Origin of the sequence: Methylomonas rapida (assembly GCF_024360925.2) — a bacterium.
Taxonomy (GTDB): Bacteria; Pseudomonadota; Gammaproteobacteria; order Methylococcales; family Methylomonadaceae; genus Methylomonas; species Methylomonas rapida.
In genome coordinates, this window is sequence record NZ_CP113517.1 from 4,245,421 (window position 1) to 4,263,792 (window position 18,372).

The following is an 18,372-nucleotide window of genomic DNA, read 5'->3' on the forward strand; positions in this document are numbered from 1 at the left end:
CATGAAGTTCATCCACACCTCGGATTGGCATATCGGGCGGCAATTTCACAATGTTTCTCTGCTGGAAGATCAGCGGCATGTTCTGAATCAGTTGATCGAGCATATTGAACGCGAGGCCGTCGATGCCGTTGTGATTGCCGGTGACATTTACGATCGCTCGGTTCCACCAGCGGCAGCGGTAGAGCTGTTGGATGATGTGCTCAATAAAATCTGTGCCGAGCTTGGCGTCCCCGTATTGCTTATCCCAGGCAACCACGATAGCGCTGAAAGGCTGCGTTTCGCTTCCAGGCAACTACGACAAGCTGGCCTGCATATCATCGGCGAGTTAAGTCAGATTAACCAACCGGTGAAAATTCGCGGAGCTTCAATCGAGGTCTGTTTTTACGGTATTCCGTACAACGATCCCGAATTAGTTCGAAATCATTTTGGTGTCAACGTTTCCACCCACGACGAAGCCCATCGCTATCTGGTCGAACAAATCATCAGTGCCAAACCCGATGAATCGCCCAGTATTTTGATCAGTCATTGCTTTATCGATGGTTGGGACGAATCGGATTCGGAGCGTCCGTTGTCAATTGGTGGCGCCGATAGAATCAATTATGAAGCATTCACGGCATTTGATTATGTCGCTCTGGGCCATCTGCACAGTCCGCAGCATAAAGGCGAATCCCATATTCGTTATTCAGGCTCGATTTTGAAATACAGCTTCTCCGAGCAAAAGCAACGCAAAGGTATCACACTGGTTGAAATGGCTGCCAACGGTATGAAATCCGCCACCCATTTGCCACTGCATCCGCTACGCGACATGCGCATTCTGGAAGGCGAACTGAATACGCTGCTCGAACAAGGCAAAACCGATCCTCATAACGATGATTACCTGCTGGTTCGCCTGACCGATAAACACGCGTTGCTCGATCCCATGGGCAAATTACGTCAGGTCTATCCCAACGTGTTACACATCGAAAAACCAGGCATGCTGGATATGTCTGATCAGGCCATTAATCGGGACAAGTTAAAACGCGGCGAATTGGAGATGTTCCGTGATTTTTTCGAGCAGGTCCATGGGCAAGCCTTATTACCTGAACAAGACGAAGCGATAAAAGAAATCATCTCGCAAATTCAAAAGCTTGAGGGGGAATTGGCATGAAACCATTAAACCTCAGCCTTCAGGCATTCGGCCCATTTTCCGGTCGGGAATCCATAGACTTTACACAACTGGGCTCAAACCCTTTGTTTCTGATTAACGGGCCTACTGGTGCCGGTAAAAGCTCAATCTTGGATGCTATCTGTTTTGCCCTCTATGGACAAACCACCGGTGCAGAACGCGAACCTGCACAAATGCGTTGTGACCACGCCGATCCCAATCTCCTGACGGAAGTCATACTCGACTTTCAATTAGGCGTAACCGGTTATCGTGTGCGTCGTATTCCGACTCAGGAGCGCCCAAAAAGTCGCGGAGAAGGCACCACGACCCAACAAACCGAAGCGCAATTATGGCTGCTCGATGGTACTGAGGACGGCTCATTAATCGTCGCAAAAAACGTCGGCGATGCCACCGATGAAATTCGTAAACGCATAGGTCTGGATGTCGAACAATTCCGCCAGGTCATGGTATTGCCACAAGGTAAGTTTCGCGAACTATTGATGGCGGGCTCCAGCGAACGGGAAAAAATCTTCAGTCAGCTGTTTCAAACTCAAATCTACAAGCGCATCGAAGATCAACTGAAAGCTCAGGCTGCCGGTATTAAACAAGCCGTCGATCAGCATCAAAACCAGATCAAGGGCATCTTGCAAAGTGTGGATGTTCATTCCGAAGCGGACATTGACAATGAGCTGGCCCAGCTTGAGCCAGAGCTGAAAACCGCATCTCAGGATAAAGAGCAAGCCCAGCAAATCCAGTTACAAGCGACTAAAGTCAAAGATCAAGCTATGTCGCTCAAACAGAGATTTGATGCACTGGCTAACAAACAAACCGAGCTCCATCAGAAAAAAGCCCAGCAGCCGCAAATCGATGCCAAACAAATCCAACTGAGTCGAGCACTGAGTGCCCAGAAAATTCAGCCTGTTTACCAGTCGTTCCAGGAAAAATCGTCGGCACTACAAAAGCTGGTTTCCCAAATTGCCAGCAGCGAAAAAATACTGGAACAGGCGACTGACGCAAGGAACACAGCAGAACAGCAATTACAGGCTGCCAAAATTGCATTTGCTGAAGTCGAACAGCTTAATAATCAGCAAGCCGAACTTAACCAATACAAAACAAGGGTTACGGAACTGGTTCAAGCCAAGGTCAGTTTGACGACGGCCGAACAACAACTCAAAACCAGCCAAGGCAATCTGGATAGGCAATTAAAAGCCAGAGACTCCTTATCCAATACGCTGAAAACCAACACTGCCCAAATCGATCAAATCGCTGAGGCCTTGGAAGGCTTGGCATCTAAGCAGATTGAGTTGGAAGCCTATCGGGTGCAGTTCGAACAACGCAAATTGCTCGAACAACAGCGCGGTAAACAAACCGAATTAGAACAGCACGAAGGTCAATTGCTGGCTGCTTCCCAAAGCAAACAAAGCGAATTTGAAACGGCTCAGCAAAAAGCCCGTCAAACTGAATTGGCTTGGCATACCGGCCAAGCCGCATTACTCGCTCAAGAACTCAAGATAGATGAGCCTTGCCCTGTGTGCGGTAGCAAGGAGCATCCAGCACCGGCTCATGCCGTCAACGATGCCGAATTAGTTACCAAGCAGCAAGTGGAAACGGCTAGAGCGCAGGAAGATCAGGCACGCAAAACCATGGATACTGCAAAGGTTAAGTACGACACCGCCCATCTGGAAACGGCTGGTGTTATCAAGGAAGTGAACCAATTGATCGCACAATTGGCAGACATTGCCCAGCAAGCCTTAAGCGAGGTTGAACAAACCTACCAAACCAGGCATTCCGAAGTTCAGTGCTTGCTTCAGCAGCAAACCCAACAAAAACAGCTTACCCAGAGCAATGCCGAATTGAACCAGCAACTGGCTGAACTGGCGGAAACCTTTTCGGCGTTGGAAGTCCAGGCAAAATCCGATAGTGACCAAGTGCTCACAGCCCGTGCCACCAAAGAACAACTGGAAAAACTGGTACCGGAAGCCTATCGCGATGCCCAGATATTAAGCAAAGCCATCAGCGATCTGGCTGCCAAAATCAAAACGCTGACCGATGCCGTCAGCAACGCACAGACCGCCTTTACCGAGAAATCCAACGCACTGGCCAGCGCTCTATCCAGCCTTGAAACATTAGGCCAGCAACACGATGCCGTGCAACGCGAATACAGTCAATCCGAGGAAGCTTGGCAGGATGCGCTAACCCACAGTGCTTTCGAAAACCTTGAAGTTTTCCGACTTGCGTTACTCCGCGACGAGGATCAGCAATCCCTAAAAAATCAAATAGAAATCCACCTAACCGAACTCGCCAATTTGCAAGGCGCGGTCGAGCAACTCCAGGCGGATTTAACCGGCCAGTTGATTCCTGATTTGGAAAAACTCGAATTGGAGCTAACCGACAAAACCAACGCCTTCAATGTCTGTGACGCGACCTGGCGCAAACTGCAAGAACGCCATAACCAATTACAAGGTGTAAAAACCAAGCTCGCCAAAGCCCATGAAAAGAACGCGGAACTGGAAGCACAATACCGGATTTACGGCACCTTAAGCGATGTCGCCAACGGACAAACCGGCAACCGCATCAGCCTGCAACGCTTTGTCCTCAGCGTGTTGTTGGATGACGTACTGATTCAAGCCTCGCAACGGCTACATATTATGAGCAATGGCCGATACCAGTTAGTCCGTAAAGAAGATAGAACCAGAGGCAACAGAGCATCAGGGCTCGATCTGGAAGTCGAGGACGGTTATACCGGCAAAAATCGCCCTGTGGCTACTTTATCCGGCGGCGAATCGTTTATGGCCGCTTTGTCCTTGGCCTTGGGTTTGTCCGATGTCGTCCAGTCTTATGCAGGCGGCATCAAGCTCGATACCCTGTTTATCGATGAAGGTTTCGGCAGTCTCGATCCTGAATCCTTGGACTTGGCCATCCGCACCCTAATCGACCTGCAAGCCAGTGGCCGCATGATCGGCATCATCTCCCACGTCTCCGAACTAAAAGAACAAATGGCCTTGCGGCTCGACGTGATTAGCTCAAAAAATGGCAGCAGCATCCGCACCATTGCGGCTTAACCGAATAAAAATAAACGGCAGCAACAAATAATGAACACCAACAATCTCAAAAAATACGCTCCTCAAGCCCGCCGCGACTTCATGGCCGCCGTCAGCCACCGGCTTAACCAGTTTGGCATTCACGCAGACGGCAAAGGCAAACTCACCATCAGCACGCCGGTTGTTTCCGGTTCGGTGATGCAGATCGAAGGCTTAAGCTTCGATGCAGGATTAGTGCGTGCTCGCGAAAAGCTGGTTCTGCGTGCCGAACAAATGGGCTTTGAAGCTTTGGTGGAACAAATGGCTTACACCTGGTTCAACCGGCTATCAGCCATTCGCTTTATGGAGTTACACGGCTATTTGGATCACAACCTGCGGGTACTGTCGCATCCAGAGAAAGCCAATAGTTTTGAAATTTTGGATCACGCCCAGGATGTCGCCGCCGATCTGGGTCTGGATCGCAACCATATCGTCGAACTCAAACTGGCTGGCAACAAAGACGAAGAACTCTACCGCACCTTGCTGTTGGGCCAATGCCATCAACTGCATCAAGCCATGCCGTTTTTGTTCGAAGCCCTGGACGACGAAACCGAACTGCTGCTGCCCGACAACCTGACTCGCACCGATTCGATCCTGCGCGGCCTGGTGGACAGCATCCCAGAAGACGACTGGCAACAGGTCGAAATCATCGGCTGGCTGTACCAGTTTTATATCTCGGAAAAGAAAGACCAAGTCATTGGCAGCGTGGTCAAAAGCGAAGACATCCCCGCCGCCACCCAGTTATTCACCCCTAACTGGATTGTCAAATACCTGGTGCAAAACTCGGTCGGTCGGCAATGGTTGATGACCTATCCCGATTCCGGTCTGAAAGCGCAGATGGAATACTATATCGAACCCGCCGAACAGGAACCGTCGGTGGTCGATGCACTGGCTGCCATCACCCCGACCTGCATCGACCCCGAAACCCTCAAAGTGCTCGATCCCGCCTGCGGTTCCGGTCATATTCTGGTCGAAGCTTACGACATCCTCAAAGCCATTTACGAAGAACGCGGCTACCGTGTCCGCGACATTCCCAAACTGATTCTGGAAAAGAACCTGTACGGTCTGGACATCGACGACCGCGCAGCACAACTTGCCGGATTTGCCTTAATGATGAAAGCCCTCGAAGACGACCGTCGCATTTTCACTCGCGACATCAAGCTCAACGTGCTGGCGATTCAATCCACCCAAAACCTTGATCTGCCCGACCTGTGGCGCAAACTGGCATTAAACCAGGATGCTAAACGCGGCAGTATGGAATCCATCTTCGACGACGTGCAAAGCAATCTGGCCGATACGGTGGACGACATCGAGTTCAAGCAACTTCGGTCTATCTTGGCCTTGTTCGAGCAGGCGAAAACTTTGGGCTCGTTGATTCAAGTGCCACACGAGCAGGCCGAGTATTTGCGGAATTTGACCAGCCGCTTGCAAGAGTTGAGCGAGCAAGGTGACTCGATGCAGAAACCGGCGGCAATGACATTATTGGCTCTTCCGTATTTTGCGGAGAAACCACTACATGTAGTGCTATAGTCTTTGCCTGCCACAGTGAGTTTTGCTAAGGTCGACAATTTAACGCTGGAGTATCGTGATGACACAGTCGCTACTTCAAATACCGCTGGATATACCTGATGTTTGTATCGAAAAAGTTGAAACCACCGCCAAAGGCGAGTTCATCATCACGGTCAGTAGTACGTTAACCAGTGCAACCTGCCATCAATGCGGCCAGAGGATCGATAAGTTTTATGGCTATGGCAGAGAAATCACCTTGCGTCATTTGTCGATTTTCGATCGGCCGGTTTGGATCAAGCTAACCCCCAAGCGCTATCGATGCCCTGACTGCCCCAAAGGTCCGACGACCACGCAACAATGTGGCTGGTATAACTGGAAAAGCCCCCATACCAAAGCGTATGAGCAGTGGATATTGCGTGAATTGATCAACAGCAGCGTGACCGACATGGACGTGAAGCACGGCATCAGCGCCGAAGCGGCGGAAGGGATTATCAATCGGCACGTGGCCCAACAAGTTGATTGGTCTGCCATCCAAGGCATTCGCTTGCTGGGACTGGATGAAATCGCTTTGAAAAAAGGGCATCAAGATTTTGTGGTCATCGTGTCGGCTATCGATACCGAGGACCATAAGCGGATTCTGGCGGTGCTGCCCGACCGCAAAAAAGAAACGGTTAAAGCCTTTTTGCAGAATATTCCCGAGGCACAGCAACACGCGTTACAACGCGTCTGCGTGGACATGTATGAAGGGTATCGCAACGCCGTCTATGAGACATTGCCCGGCGTCGAGGTGGTGGTTGATCGCTTCCATGTCGCCAAGCATTATCGAGACGGCGCCGACCAGGTCCGCAAGGCGGAAATGAAAAAACTCAAGAATACCCTGTCTGCCGAGGATTATGCCAAGCTGAAAGGCGCGATGTGGGCTTTTCGGAAGCGCTGGATGGAACTCTCTGCCGATCAGCAAACCGTTTTGCTTTTTCTATTCCAGCAAGCCCCCATTTTGCGAGAAGTCTATATCCAACGGGAGCTTTTGACGGGTATTTTTGAGCGCCGACTCAATAAGGCTGAGGCCGAAAAAGCCTTGGATCGCTGGATGGAGCATATCAAAGTCTTGAAGTTGAAGGGCTTTGATGCGTTTGTCAAAACCTATCAAAACTGGCGAAATGAAATCACCAACTATTTCATTCGCCGGGAAACCAGTGGCTTTGTTGAAGGGCTTAACAACAAAATCAAAAGCATCAAACGACGCTGCTTTGGCATTTACAATACCGTCCGCCTGTTTCAGCATATCTGGCTTGATATCGAAGGGAGACGGTTGTTCGGTTATGCATAACCCTATATGTCGGGGCTACTCCGCGAAATACGGAAGAGCCACATTATTACCTTGTGTGCAGCAGGCTTGGTTATTGGCGGAGCAATATGATGCGGTGGTGGCCAATCCGCCTTATATGGGAAATAAATATCTTAATACGCTGGTAAAAGAATATTTAAAAAATAATTATAAAGGATTTGAAAAAGACCTATTTTCAGCTTTTATGATTCGAAATTATTTATTTGCAAAAAAAACTGGACAACTTGGTTTTATGTCGCCATTTGTTTGGATGTTCATTTCGTCGTATGTGAATTTAAGAAATAAATTTATTGATGAGGCAACTATAACATCACTTATACAGCCGGAACTTCATGCTTTTTTTGATTCGGCTTTTGTTTCTATTTGTTGTTTTACAGTAAGCGCAACGCATTTCAAAAATTATGAAAGTTCTTTTATTCGTTTAACTAATTTTTATGGTTCTGATGTACAACCTAAAAAAACATTAGAAGCAGTTAAAAATCCTAATTGCGGCTGGCTATACAATGCCAAGCCGGATGATTTCAAAAAAATTCCAGGTAATCCGTTTGCTTATTGGATAAGCAAAAAAATGAGGTCATTATTTGATAATAAAAAAACTGGTAGTTACCTAAAGTCTGATGGACAAATACTTACTGGTAACAATGAAAGATTTTTACGTCGCATTTGGGAGATAGAGGCTTCAAAAGTTGGTGAAAATAATAACTGGAAATTGCACCACAAAGGCGGTGACTTTCGTCGGTGGTACGGGAACGTAGATTGGGTAGTAGCCTGGAGCAAAGACGATCAAGAATTTTATAGAAAAGATAAAACTGCTCGTGTACCGAAAAAAGAGCTCTGGGACTTAGAAGGCATTACTTGGTCAACAATTACTTCATCGATACCTTCATTTCGAAAAGTAAAATCAGAAGAGAGTTTCAATAAGGCGGCTCCAACATTAATATCAAGCAATGTAGATGATATTAACTTTGGCCTAGCTGTTCTAAACTCAAAGATTTCGTCTTTTCTACTAAATGCAACTAATCCAACTTTAAATTGCTTGGTCGAAGACGTAGAAAATCTACCATTTTTATCCTGTGGTGTTAATAATGAAACAATATTGAAAAATGTTGGTAGATGTCTAAGTATCTCCGAAACAGATTGGAGAAGACACGAAACCTCATGGGGTTTTTTAGGTAACTCTTTTGTAGAGATGAAACACTGCAATTTAGCCGCAGCCTTTAATCAATGGCAAACAGATAGCCAAGTGGCGTTTGCCGAAATGCAACGCCTCGAAGAAGAAAATAACCGACTATTCATCGAAGCCTATGGCCTGCAAGACGAACTCACGCCCGAAGTCCCCGAAGAGCAAATCACGCTAACCCGCGCCGACCAGGAAAAAGACATCCAACGCCTGATTTCCTATGCCATCGGCTGCATGATGGGCCGTTATAGCCTGGATGAGCCTGGCTTGATCTACGCCCATGCCGGTAATGTCGATTTCGATCCGTCCCGTTACCAAACCTTTCCCGCCGACGAGGACGGCATTTTGCCGCTGACCGATCAGGAATGGTTTAAGGATGACGCGACCAACCGCTTCCGCGAGTTCTTGGTAGATGTGTGGGGCGAAGACTCCTTGCAGCAAAACCTAGAGTTCGTCGCCGAAAGCTTGGGCCTAAGCAGCTTCAAACCCAAAAAAGGTGAAACCAGCCTGGATACCGTGCGCCGTTATCTATCCAATCAGTTTTACAAAGACCACCTGCAAACTTATAAAAAGCGTCCGATCTACTGGCTGTTCAGCTCCGGCAAGCAAAAAGCCTTTGAATGTCTGGTCTACCTGCACCGCTACAACGAAAGCACCCTGGCCAGAATGCGTACTGAATACGTCACGCCCTTGCTGGGTAAATACAGCGCCTACGCCGACCAGTTAAACCAACAACTGCAAGACGCCAGCAGCAGCGAGGCCACCCGCATCAAAAAAGACATGCTAGCCCTGGAGAAAAAACAAACCGAACTCCGCCAATTCGATGACAAACTCAAACACTACGCCGATATGCGAATCAAGCTCGATTTGGACGACGGTGTTAAAGTCAACTACGGTAAATTCGGTGATCTGTTGGCTGAGGTAAAACAAATTACAGGCGGAGACGCAGCATAATGAAAATTCAGACCATACATTTTTATGAGGTTGGAGCAATTACCAACTCTGAAATTAATTTAGTTAACGATTGGGATGACACCACAGAAAGCAAAGTATTGCTAAGCGGTACAAATGGCTCAGGAAAATCAACGGTACTACGCGCTATTTCAATGCTTTGGGATGCATTAGGTTATTGGCTTGATCACAGAAAGCCATTACCCAGAAACCATATTGCTAGGGAATGGTTACAACGATGGGGGGGCTGTGCAATTGTATTTAACGAGGCCACCCACTCTGAGCAGTCTATTGGCTTGATTTTTGGCGAAATAGAATGGTGTGAAAAAATCCAAATTAAACACTCCGATGTTGCCTGGATTGGTGAGGGAGTTGCACGAACCGGCAAAGTAGGAAATCCAAAGCGAGAAATGTTTGTTTCTACGTCCGGTTGGGTAGATAAGTGGTCTGAACTGCGAAAGAAACTGATTTTATCTTTTGATAAAGTCGATTTGCCTAATGTTGTTTTTTTGGATGCAGAAGAACGCCGCTGGGTTTCGCCCCGAAGAAATGTAGGGGAACACTTAGCTGAGCAACCCGCTTTACGTTGGTTACCACGTTATATTGCCACTGAAGATTGGCGAGGACAGCTTGAGTCGTCCTTGATTACGTTGAAAACCACACAGTTACATGCGTATCACGATCTAATTCGAGATATGAACGCTTTTTTATCTGGGAAAGAAATTGATCCTGATATTAAGCAAGGAGAAAATCGCTTAAGAGTAAAAATTAAAAACCAGCGAGGTCAGACGCATTCACTGGATGACCTAAGCGCTGGTGAGCATCAGGTTTTAATTTTGATTTATTTGTTGTCTCGTTGGGCGCAACAAGGTGCAATTGTCCTAATAGATGAGCCAGATTTATATTTACATCCCTCTCTGGTTAATGGCTTGCTATCCACACTGGAAAAATTAGTGAGCGATTTTAATGGTCAACTCATTATCACGTCTCATCAGCCAGAAATTTGGCGTCGCTATGAGAACTTTGGAAAACGAATTGAGTTGGGTGCCCGCATATGAGCAAAGCTAGCGAGCGGATTTCGCAAATTCGAACAGAAAAAGTTGGTGATAGTAACAAACGTGTTTTATTGGTTGAAGGAGAATCCGACAAAGATGCGATTTCAATTTTTTTGACAACCAAATATCCTGAATGGGAACAAAAGTGGATTTTAGAAGCCGCAGGCAACAAGAAACAAGTTATTGATCTATTAAGAAGTGAAAATGATTGGGTTGGATTAATTGATAAAGATGAATGGACTGCAAGTGAAATCAAAGAAAAAACAGATGTTTTAAATAATCTACTGGTATTACCTCGGTTTTGCTTGGAAAGTTATTTAGTCGAGCCTAATGAGTTATGGTCTGCCTTGCCTGAGAAGCAACGTATCAAATTCCAAAATGGATTTGCTGAATTTTCAGATATTATTGATGGGAATAAGGATAATTGGTTACGGCATGCCGCGCTATGGCATATTGTCAATCCGCTTTGGCGAGAACTGCGTTCATCGGGATTTGGCATCAAGAAAACATTACTTGATCCTAATAACATACCTAGTAATGAAGATTTTAAAACGAAGTTATCTGAGTGGCATATCACTCTAACGCCGAATCAGAAAGCTCTAGAATTGGATGCGTTAATTAATGAGTTTTATGGGGAAACAAATTTTACTTTCTATACGCAGAGGCTATATGCCAAGGATTTTTATTTATTAGTAATTCACCCAATGTTTGATAGGTTGCTGGGTCAGAAAAAAGCAACAGATAGAAAAATTTCTATTTTTCGACACTTACCTGTTCCAAATGATTTAGATTTGTTATGGCAAAAGATGGGGTTGATCGCCTAATGAATTTAGCTAGCACTATTGGTCGTCATATCTTGATAAGAGATTAAATGCCAAGTTATCAACCCCCATTTAAAATTACTCCCAGCGTATTAGCGCTGGTCGCCGAGATCAGCGAGCAACTGGGCCGCTGGAGTGCAAACCTGGGCGAAGGCGATGAAGGCCTGTCGCCACAACTTCGTCGTGGCAACCGCATTCGTACCATTCAGGCGTCACTGGCGATTGAACACAACAGTTTGACCGTGGAACAGGTTACGGCGGTTCTGGAAGGTAAACGGGTGTTGGGGCTGCCGCGTGAAATTCAGGAAGTCCGCAACGCCTTTGCCGCTTACGAGCAATTACCGCAATGGCAACCACATAACCCCAATCACTTATTGGCCGCGCATGGCTTACTGATGCAGGGTTTGGTCGACGACGCTGGTCGTTGGCGACATTCCGGCGTGGGCATTTATCAGGAACAGCAACTGGTGCTTATGGCACCACCCGCCAGCCAAGTGCAACGCTTGATGGCGGACTTACTGGCCTGGCTGAAACAAAGCACCGTGCATCCCTTGGTTGCCAGTTGTGTGTTTCATTATGAGTTTGAATTCATTCATCCATTTAGCGATGGCAATGGCCGCATGGGACGCTTATGGCAGACCTTGATTCTGTCGACGTGGAAACCGGCATTAGCTTATTTGCCGGTGGAAACGGTGATTCGCAATCAACAATCCGAATACTACGCTGCCCTGAGCGCCGCCGATCAAGCCAGTGATGCCACTGAATTTGTCGAATTCATGTTGCAAGCCTTATTAGCTGCAATGCAGGAAGTGGTCTTGGCAACTCCAGAAAGTGAATCGTCGGCACCAAGTAGGCATCAAGTCGGCACTAAGTTAAAATTGAGTGCGGATCAGTTAGCTGTGTTCGAGCAGATAGAAGGCGAAATGAGTTTGGTCGAGCTGATGGCGTTACTAAACCGCAAAGACCGCACCAAGTTCCGGCAACAAGTTGTGACCCCGTTGATCGATTTAGGCTTGGTGGAAGCCACCATACCCGATAAACCCACCAGTTCACGGCAAAAATACCGGCTAAAAAGAGAAGACGATTAATGGATATAACGCAGTTACAACAAGGCATAGCCGCCAAATTTGGCACCGGCACGGATAAAGCCTGCCGTTTGCTGTTTTGGTATGACCCTGAACAGAGTTTTAAAGAAGCCATCGCCGAACTGGATTTGCCGGATGTCGCTGTACTGGACATGACGGGCGTATCCATTTTCGAAACTAAAAAGCGCATCGAACTGGATGAGCCGCAAACGCGGTTCTTGCTGTATTTCCCTTACGCCGAACCCGCGCCGGATAACGATTGGTTTTTGGATATACGGCTTTATAGCGAACAGTTTTTTGCCGATGCCAGCTCGATGTTGCTGAATGAGTTAGGTATCAACCAAATGGCTTTGCGTGGGCACATCCGTAAGCGGCAAGCGTTCTTTGCCAGCAAGCAGCGGGTGGCGGCTTTAAAACGCTTTGTCACCGAAAACGAGGACGAAACCTCGCTGGATCGCAAACTGCTGGCTATCGTCGTCAAAGCGGATTCTGCGGCATTGACCGATAGCGTACTGAGCTTGCTGAAAGACTATGCGTTGAGCCTGGAAACCGACAGCGGCGAATCGGCACTAATGGAAAGCCTGAACAAATTCGAACTGACTGAAGCCTTGTGGCAAGGCCTAGCTGAAACCTTTAGCTATGACACCCAAGAGCCGAGCTTGGCGGATTTTGTGTTAAAGCTGTTTTGCACCGAGCTTTGGAGCCAGATCGAAGGCGGCGACCGCGACTGGCTGTTGAACAACGTTCTGAAAACACCGTCTGGCCGAGCCACTGCGGTGGCGTTTATGGCGGGTTGGCGGGATAGCCGCAGTTATGCCGACTATCACGACAGCTTGTCCGCGTTATTGGCACAGAAGCTGGAAATCGCCCAGAAGTGCACCAAGCATTTGCCGCAGCAACTGGCCGAATGCAAGGGCTTTGAGGCTGTCGAGCAAGCCATTATTCGCGGCTTGGTCAGCGATTTAACCGGCAATAACAAAGGCGTAGATCGAGCGCAATTCGAGAGCTTATTGTCCCGTCGCTTGCTGGGCCACTGGTGTCTGTCACGCAAGGAATACGCGGCCATCTATGAAGCCTTACGCAATGCAGAATTGCTCATGCACCTGCGGCAGCAATTTGTCGATGGCTTTCATTACGACTCCTGCAAGGCCATGTATCAGGCTTACACTCAAGAGTTGTATCAATTCGACCAAGCGTATCGGCTCTTCAACGAACACGCGTTAACGGTGGCAAGCAAGGGTGCGGAAATTCTCCGGCAGCTCGACGATGCCATCGAGAGCCTGTACACCGATTGGTACTTGTACGAATTGAGCATGGCTTGGGAGAAATTGTTAGTTAATGAACAGCGGTTACAGCAATGGCAAATGCCTGGCATCCGCAATCAATACCGTTTCTACGAAGAACAAGTGCGCGAGCGGCTGAAATCGACTCAAGCCAAACGCATTTTCGTGATTGTCTCCGATGCACTTCGTTATGAGATCGCCGATGAACTGACTGAAGTGATTAATGGCGAAAAGCGTTTCAGCGCCGAGCTGTCGTCCCAATTGGGTGTGTTACCGAGTTATACCCAGTTGGGAATGGCTGCGTTGTTGCCGCATAAATCCTTGGAATATCAAGTTCAATCCGGTAACCCTGTCGTATTGGTAGATGGTCAATCGTCGGCGGGATTGGAGAACCGCAAGACGATTCTGGAGCGGGTGAACGGTCTGGCTGTCAGCGCGAAGGAATTGATGACCTGGAGCAATCAAGATGGACGCGATGCCGTTAAAGATTGCCAAGTAGTCTACATCTACCATGACACCATCGACGCCATTTGCGACAAACAAGCCGGTGAAGATCGCACCCCGCAAGTGTGTCGGGATGCCATCATCGAGTTGAAAGATTTGATCAGTCGCGTGATCAATCGTTTAAATGCCAGCCATGTGTTGGTGACGGCGGATCACGGTTTTCTCTATCAACAAAAGCCATTGGAAAAGCTGGATAAAACCGAGCTAACGATGAAACCCAGCGGCGCGGTTGAAGCCAAGAAACGCTACATCCTCGGCGAGAACTTGCTGAGCGACGACCACTACTGGAAAGGTAAAGTCAGCGATTCGGCCATGGCCAATAGCTCTATGGAGTTCATGTTACCCAAAGGCGTGCAACGCTTTCATTTCGTTGGCGGCGCCAAATTTGTTCATGGCGGCGCAATGCTGCAAGAGATTTGCGTGCCGGTGCTGCACATCAAAGTTCTGCAAAAAGAACAGGCGGCCAAATTGGAAAAACAGCGCGTCGGCGTAGTCGCTGCTGGTTTGCCGATCAAGCTGGTCAACAATATCGATAAGGTTCGCTTTATTCAAACCGATCCAGTTGGCGAACAATTTCTCCCAAGGCAGTTGGATGTCTATATCGTCGATAGCCAAAACCAACTGGCATCCAGCCGCGAAACATTAAATTTTGATAGCAGCTCGACAGTGATGGATCAACGCACGCGGGAAGCCCGCATCAAACTGGTCGGTTCGTCGTTCGATCGGCTGGCAGCGTATTCGCTGATCCTGGAAGACAGCGAAACCAAAACCCAATATCAACAATATGCGGTGACCATCGATCTCGCATTTCAGGATGACTTTTTCTAGCAGAGCCCAGCATGAATGACTTTACCGACATAGACGATAGCGCCGTTGATCCGATTCAGACCGAAGTAAATGAATTGCGTAGCGAAGACTTGGATAGCCTGTTGAACAAGCATTTTGCCGGTCGCGTGGTGCGTAAGGATTTGACCAAGCAACTTAAGGAAGGCGCAAATGTACCGGTTTACGTACTGGAGTATCTACTTGGGATGTATTGTGCGTCCGATGATGATGAAGTGGTCAGCACGGGACTGGAAAACGTCAAACGTATCTTGACCGAGAATTACGTTCGGCCCGACGAATCGGAAAAGATCAAATCCCTGATTCGCGAGCGTGGCAATTATCGGATTATCGATAAAGTTACAGTAAAGTTGAACCAAAAAAAGGACGTATATGAGGCTGTCTTATCCAATTTGGGTATCAAGGATGCCTTGATCTCAACCAATTTAGTCAAGGAAAACGAAAAACTATTGACCGGTGGCATCTGGTGCATCATCACGGTGAATTACTTCTTTGAAGAAGGCCAAAAAACTTCGCCGTTTTCGATCAATACGCTCAAGCCAATTCAAATGCCTTCCATGAACATGGATGAGGTGTTTAGCGCACGGCAGAATTTTAGCGTTGATCAGTGGATGGATGCATTGTTGCGTTCCGTGGGTATGGAACCCACTAATCTGGAAACGCGGGCCAAATGGCACTTGATTAACCGCATGGTCCCGTTTGTGGAGAACAATTACAACGTCTGCGAACTGGGTCCTCGCGGCACTGGTAAAAGCCATGTCTACAAGGAATGCTCGCCAAACAGTTTGCTGGTTTCAGGTGGCCAAACCACGGTTGCCAATCTGTTTTACAACATGAGTTCGCGCCAGGTCGGTCTGGTCGGCATGTGGGATGTGGTGGCGTTTGACGAGGTCGCGGGCATTACCTTCAAGGATAAGGATGGCGTGCAGATCATGAAGGACTATATGGCCTCTGGATCGTTTTCGCGCGGGCGTGATTCGATTGAGGGAAAAGCGTCGATGGTATTTATAGGCAATATCAATCACAGCGTCGAGACCTTGGTCAAAACCAGCCACTTGCTGGCTCCATTCCCAGAAGCCATGATCGACACGGCGTTCTTCGATCGCTTCCACTCCTATATTCCTGGCTGGGAAATCCCGAAGATGCGGCCTGAGTTCTTTACCGATCGCTACGGCTTGATTACCGACTATCTGGCCGAGTTCATGCGGGAAATGCGCAAACGAAATTTTGCGGATGCCATCGACAAATACTTTAAGCTCGGCAATAACCTAAACCAGCGCGATGTGATCGCCGTGCGTCGCACGGTATCCGGCTTGCTGAAATTGCTGTATCCACATGGGCAATACGAAAAAGATCATGTTCGAGCCTGTCTGACCTACGCTTTGGAAGCCCGCCGCCGTATCAAGGAGCAGTTAAAGAAACTGGGCGGCATGGAGTTTTTTGATGTGCATTTCAGCTACATCGATAACGAAACTCTGGAAGAGTTTTTCGTCAATGTACCGGAACAAGGTGGCAGCAATTTGATTCCCGAAGGCTTGCCGAAACCAGGCGTGGTTCATCTGGTTACTAAAGGCGTTACTGGGCAGTTAGGACTTTATCGCTTTGAAACCCAAATGACCGCAGGCAATGGCAAACACTCGGCATCGGGGTTTGGCTCCAACACGTCTGCCAAAGAGTCGGTACGCGTGGGATTTGATTACTTCAAAGGCAACCTCAACCGTATTAGCGCAACCGCTAAGTTCTCCGATCATGAATATCACCTTCATGCCATCGAACTGCACAACACCGGACCAAGCAACAAAATTAGCCTGGCATCATTGATCGCTTTTTGCTCAATCTTGATGAACAAGCCGATCCAGGAACAAATGGTCGTTCTAGGCGATATGACCTTGGGCGGCGTGGTCAATCCGGTTGAGGATTTGGCTGGAAGCCTGCAATTAGCGTTAGATAGCGGCGGCAAGCGAGTGTTGTTACCAATGGCATCGGCATCGGATATTCCGACGGTACCGGCCGAAATATTCTCGAAGTTTCAGATCAGTTTTTTTGCTGATCCGGTGGATGCGGTTTATAAGGCGTTGGGGGTTCAGTAAATTAGACAAGTTTAATTAATCACAACGCTACCCGTTAATTTGGGGAATATGTTTTTTGTGAAGGAGAAAAATCGGAATGGCGTCAAAACAGCTTAGCGATGATTTAAAGCGCGCGAAAAATCTTGGCTCTTCCGTATTTCGCGGAGTAGCCCCGACATATAGGGTTATGCATAACCGAACAACCGTCTCCCTTCGATATCAAGCCAGATATGCTGAAACAGGCGGACGGTATTGTAAATGCCAAAGCAGCGTCGTTTGATGCTTTTGATTTTGTTGTTAAGCCCTTCAACAAAGCCACTGGTTTCCCGGCGAATGAAATAGTTGGTGATTTCATTTCGCCAGTTTTGATAGGTTTTGACAAACGCATCAAAGCCCTTCAACTTCAAGACTTTGATATGCTCCATCCAGCGATCCAAGGCTTTTTCGGCCTCAGCCTTATTGAGTCGGCGCTCAAAAATACCCGTCAAAAGCTCCCGTTGGATATAGACTTCTCGCAAAATGGGGGCTTGCTGGAATAGAAAAAGCAAAACGGTTTGCTGATCGGCAGAGAGTTCCATCCAGCGCTTCCGAAAAGCCCACATCGCGCCTTTCAGCTTGGCATAATCCTCGGCAGACAGGGTATTCTTGAGTTTTTTCATTTCCGCCTTGCGGACCTGGTCGGCGCCGTCTCGATAATGCTTGGCGACATGGAAGCGATCAACCACCACCTCGACGCCGGGCAATGTCTCATAGACGGCGTTGCGATACCCTTCATACATGTCCACGCAGACGCGTTGTAACGCGTGTTGCTGTGCCTCGGGAATATTCTGCAAAAAGGCTTTAACCGTTTCTTTTTTGCGGTCGGGCAGCACCGCCAGAATCCGCTTATGGTCCTCGGTATCGATAGCCGACACGATGACCACAAAATCTTGATGCCCTTTTTTCAAAGCGATTTCATCCAGTCCCAGCAAGCGAATGCCTTGGATGGCAGACCAATCAACTTGTTGGGCCACGTGCCGATTGATAATCCCTTCCGCCGCTTCGGCGCTGATGCCGTGCTTCACGTCCATGTCGGTCACGCTGCTGTTGATCAATTCACGCAATATCCACTGCTCATACGCTTTGGTATGGGGGCTTTTCCAGTTATACCAGCCACATTGTTGCGTGGTCGTCGGACCTTTGGGGCAGTCAGGGCATCGATAGCGCTTGGGGGTTAGCTTGATCCAAACCGGCCGATCGAAAATCGACAAATGACGCAAGGTGATTTCTCTGCCATAGCCATAAAACTTATCGATCCTCTGGCCGCATTGATGGCAGGTTGCACTGGTTAACGTACTACTGACCGTGATGATGAACTCGCCTTTGGCGGTGGTTTCAACTTTTTCGATACAAACATCAGGTATATCCAGCGGTATTTGAAGTAGCGACTGTGTCATCACGATACTCCAGCGTTAAATTGTCGACCTTAGCAAAACTCACTGTGGCAGGCAAAGACTATAG

11 protein-coding genes are annotated in these 18,372 nt (G+C 48.0%); 10 read left to right on the forward strand and 1 reads right to left on the reverse strand.

What is annotated here, in order from left to right; all coding sequences use genetic code 11:
- The first annotated feature begins 1 nt into the window (after position 1).
- Genes NM686_RS20110 through brxL form a run of 10 tightly spaced genes read left to right on the forward strand, consistent with a single transcriptional unit; the run spans position 2 to position 16,893 of the window.
- Positions 2-1,147: an exonuclease SbcCD subunit D gene (locus NM686_RS20110; protein WP_255189596.1), complete on the forward strand. Its 1,146-nt coding sequence runs from the start codon at positions 2-4 to the stop codon at positions 1,145-1,147.
- Positions 1,144-4,206: an AAA family ATPase gene (locus NM686_RS20115; RefSeq protein ID WP_255189597.1), complete on the forward strand. Its 3,063-nt coding sequence runs from the start codon at positions 1,144-1,146 to the stop codon at positions 4,204-4,206. Before NM686_RS20110 ends, NM686_RS20115 begins: the two co-directional genes overlap by 4 nt.
- A gap of 30 nt (positions 4,207-4,236) precedes the next feature.
- Complete coding sequence (pglX, locus tag NM686_RS20120) at positions 4,237-5,754, forward strand: BREX-1 system adenine-specific DNA-methyltransferase PglX (protein ID WP_255189598.1); 1,518 nt, start codon at positions 4,237-4,239, stop codon at positions 5,752-5,754.
- Positions 5,755-5,812: 58 nt separating this feature from the next.
- Positions 5,813-7,063 carry an ISL3 family transposase gene (locus tag NM686_RS20125; RefSeq protein ID WP_255187011.1) on the forward strand — a complete coding sequence of 417 codons (1,251 nt, stop codon included), beginning with the start codon at positions 5,813-5,815 and terminating at the stop codon, positions 7,061-7,063.
- A complete protein-coding gene (gene pglX, locus NM686_RS20130; protein ID WP_255189600.1) occupies positions 7,056-9,215 on the forward strand; it encodes a BREX-1 system adenine-specific DNA-methyltransferase PglX in 2,160 nt (719 codons plus the stop codon). Before NM686_RS20125 ends, pglX (NM686_RS20130) begins: the two co-directional genes overlap by 8 nt.
- Positions 9,215-10,270 (forward strand): ATP-binding protein, encoded by a 1,056-nt coding sequence (locus NM686_RS20135; RefSeq protein ID WP_255189601.1) that lies wholly within the window; start codon positions 9,215-9,217, stop codon positions 10,268-10,270. Before pglX (NM686_RS20130) ends, NM686_RS20135 begins: the two co-directional genes overlap by 1 nt.
- On the forward strand, positions 10,267-11,091 hold the full coding sequence (locus NM686_RS20140) for a DUF4435 domain-containing protein (RefSeq protein ID WP_255189602.1): 825 nt from the start codon (positions 10,267-10,269) through the stop codon (positions 11,089-11,091). Before NM686_RS20135 ends, NM686_RS20140 begins: the two co-directional genes overlap by 4 nt.
- Positions 11,092-11,138: 47 nt before the next feature.
- Positions 11,139-12,176: a Fic family protein gene (locus NM686_RS20145; RefSeq protein ID WP_255189603.1), complete on the forward strand. Its 1,038-nt coding sequence runs from the start codon at positions 11,139-11,141 to the stop codon at positions 12,174-12,176.
- Positions 12,176-14,788 (forward strand): BREX-1 system phosphatase PglZ type A, encoded by a 2,613-nt coding sequence (pglZ, locus tag NM686_RS20150; RefSeq protein WP_255189604.1) that lies wholly within the window; start codon positions 12,176-12,178, stop codon positions 14,786-14,788. The genes NM686_RS20145 and pglZ overlap by 1 nt, the downstream gene beginning before the upstream one ends.
- An 11-nt stretch (positions 14,789-14,799) precedes the next feature.
- Positions 14,800-16,893 carry a protease Lon-related BREX system protein BrxL gene (gene brxL, locus NM686_RS20155; protein WP_255189605.1) on the forward strand — a complete coding sequence of 698 codons (2,094 nt, stop codon included), beginning with the start codon at positions 14,800-14,802 and terminating at the stop codon, positions 16,891-16,893.
- Between the two features lie 164 nt (positions 16,894-17,057).
- Here brxL and NM686_RS20160 read toward each other — a convergent pair whose 3' ends face one another.
- A complete protein-coding gene (locus NM686_RS20160) occupies positions 17,058-18,308 on the reverse strand; it encodes an ISL3 family transposase (RefSeq protein ID WP_255187011.1) in 1,251 nt (416 codons plus the stop codon).
- Between the last annotated feature and the right edge of the window lie 64 nt (positions 18,309-18,372).

Excerpts from the sequence above, each read along its gene's own strand:
- NM686_RS20110 (WP_255189596.1), top strand. The coding sequence starts at position 2 with ATGAAGTTCATCCACACCTCGGATTGGCATATCGGGCGGCAATTTCAC.
- NM686_RS20115 (WP_255189597.1), top strand. The coding sequence starts at position 1,144 with ATGAAACCATTAAACCTCAGCCTTCAGGCATTCGGCCCATTTTCCGGT.
- pglX (WP_255189598.1), top strand. The coding sequence starts at position 4,237 with ATGAACACCAACAATCTCAAAAAATACGCTCCTCAAGCCCGCCGCGAC.
- NM686_RS20125 (WP_255187011.1), top strand. The coding sequence starts at position 5,813 with ATGACACAGTCGCTACTTCAAATACCGCTGGATATACCTGATGTTTGT.
- pglX (WP_255189600.1), top strand. The coding sequence starts at position 7,056 with ATGCATAACCCTATATGTCGGGGCTACTCCGCGAAATACGGAAGAGCC.
- NM686_RS20135 (WP_255189601.1), top strand. The coding sequence starts at position 9,215 with ATGAAAATTCAGACCATACATTTTTATGAGGTTGGAGCAATTACCAAC.
- NM686_RS20140 (WP_255189602.1), top strand. The coding sequence starts at position 10,267 with ATGAGCAAAGCTAGCGAGCGGATTTCGCAAATTCGAACAGAAAAAGTT.
- NM686_RS20145 (WP_255189603.1), top strand. The coding sequence starts at position 11,139 with ATGCCAAGTTATCAACCCCCATTTAAAATTACTCCCAGCGTATTAGCG.
- pglZ (WP_255189604.1), top strand. The coding sequence starts at position 12,176 with ATGGATATAACGCAGTTACAACAAGGCATAGCCGCCAAATTTGGCACC.
- brxL (WP_255189605.1), top strand. The coding sequence starts at position 14,800 with ATGAATGACTTTACCGACATAGACGATAGCGCCGTTGATCCGATTCAG.
- NM686_RS20160 (WP_255187011.1), bottom strand. The coding sequence starts at position 18,308 with ATGACACAGTCGCTACTTCAAATACCGCTGGATATACCTGATGTTTGT.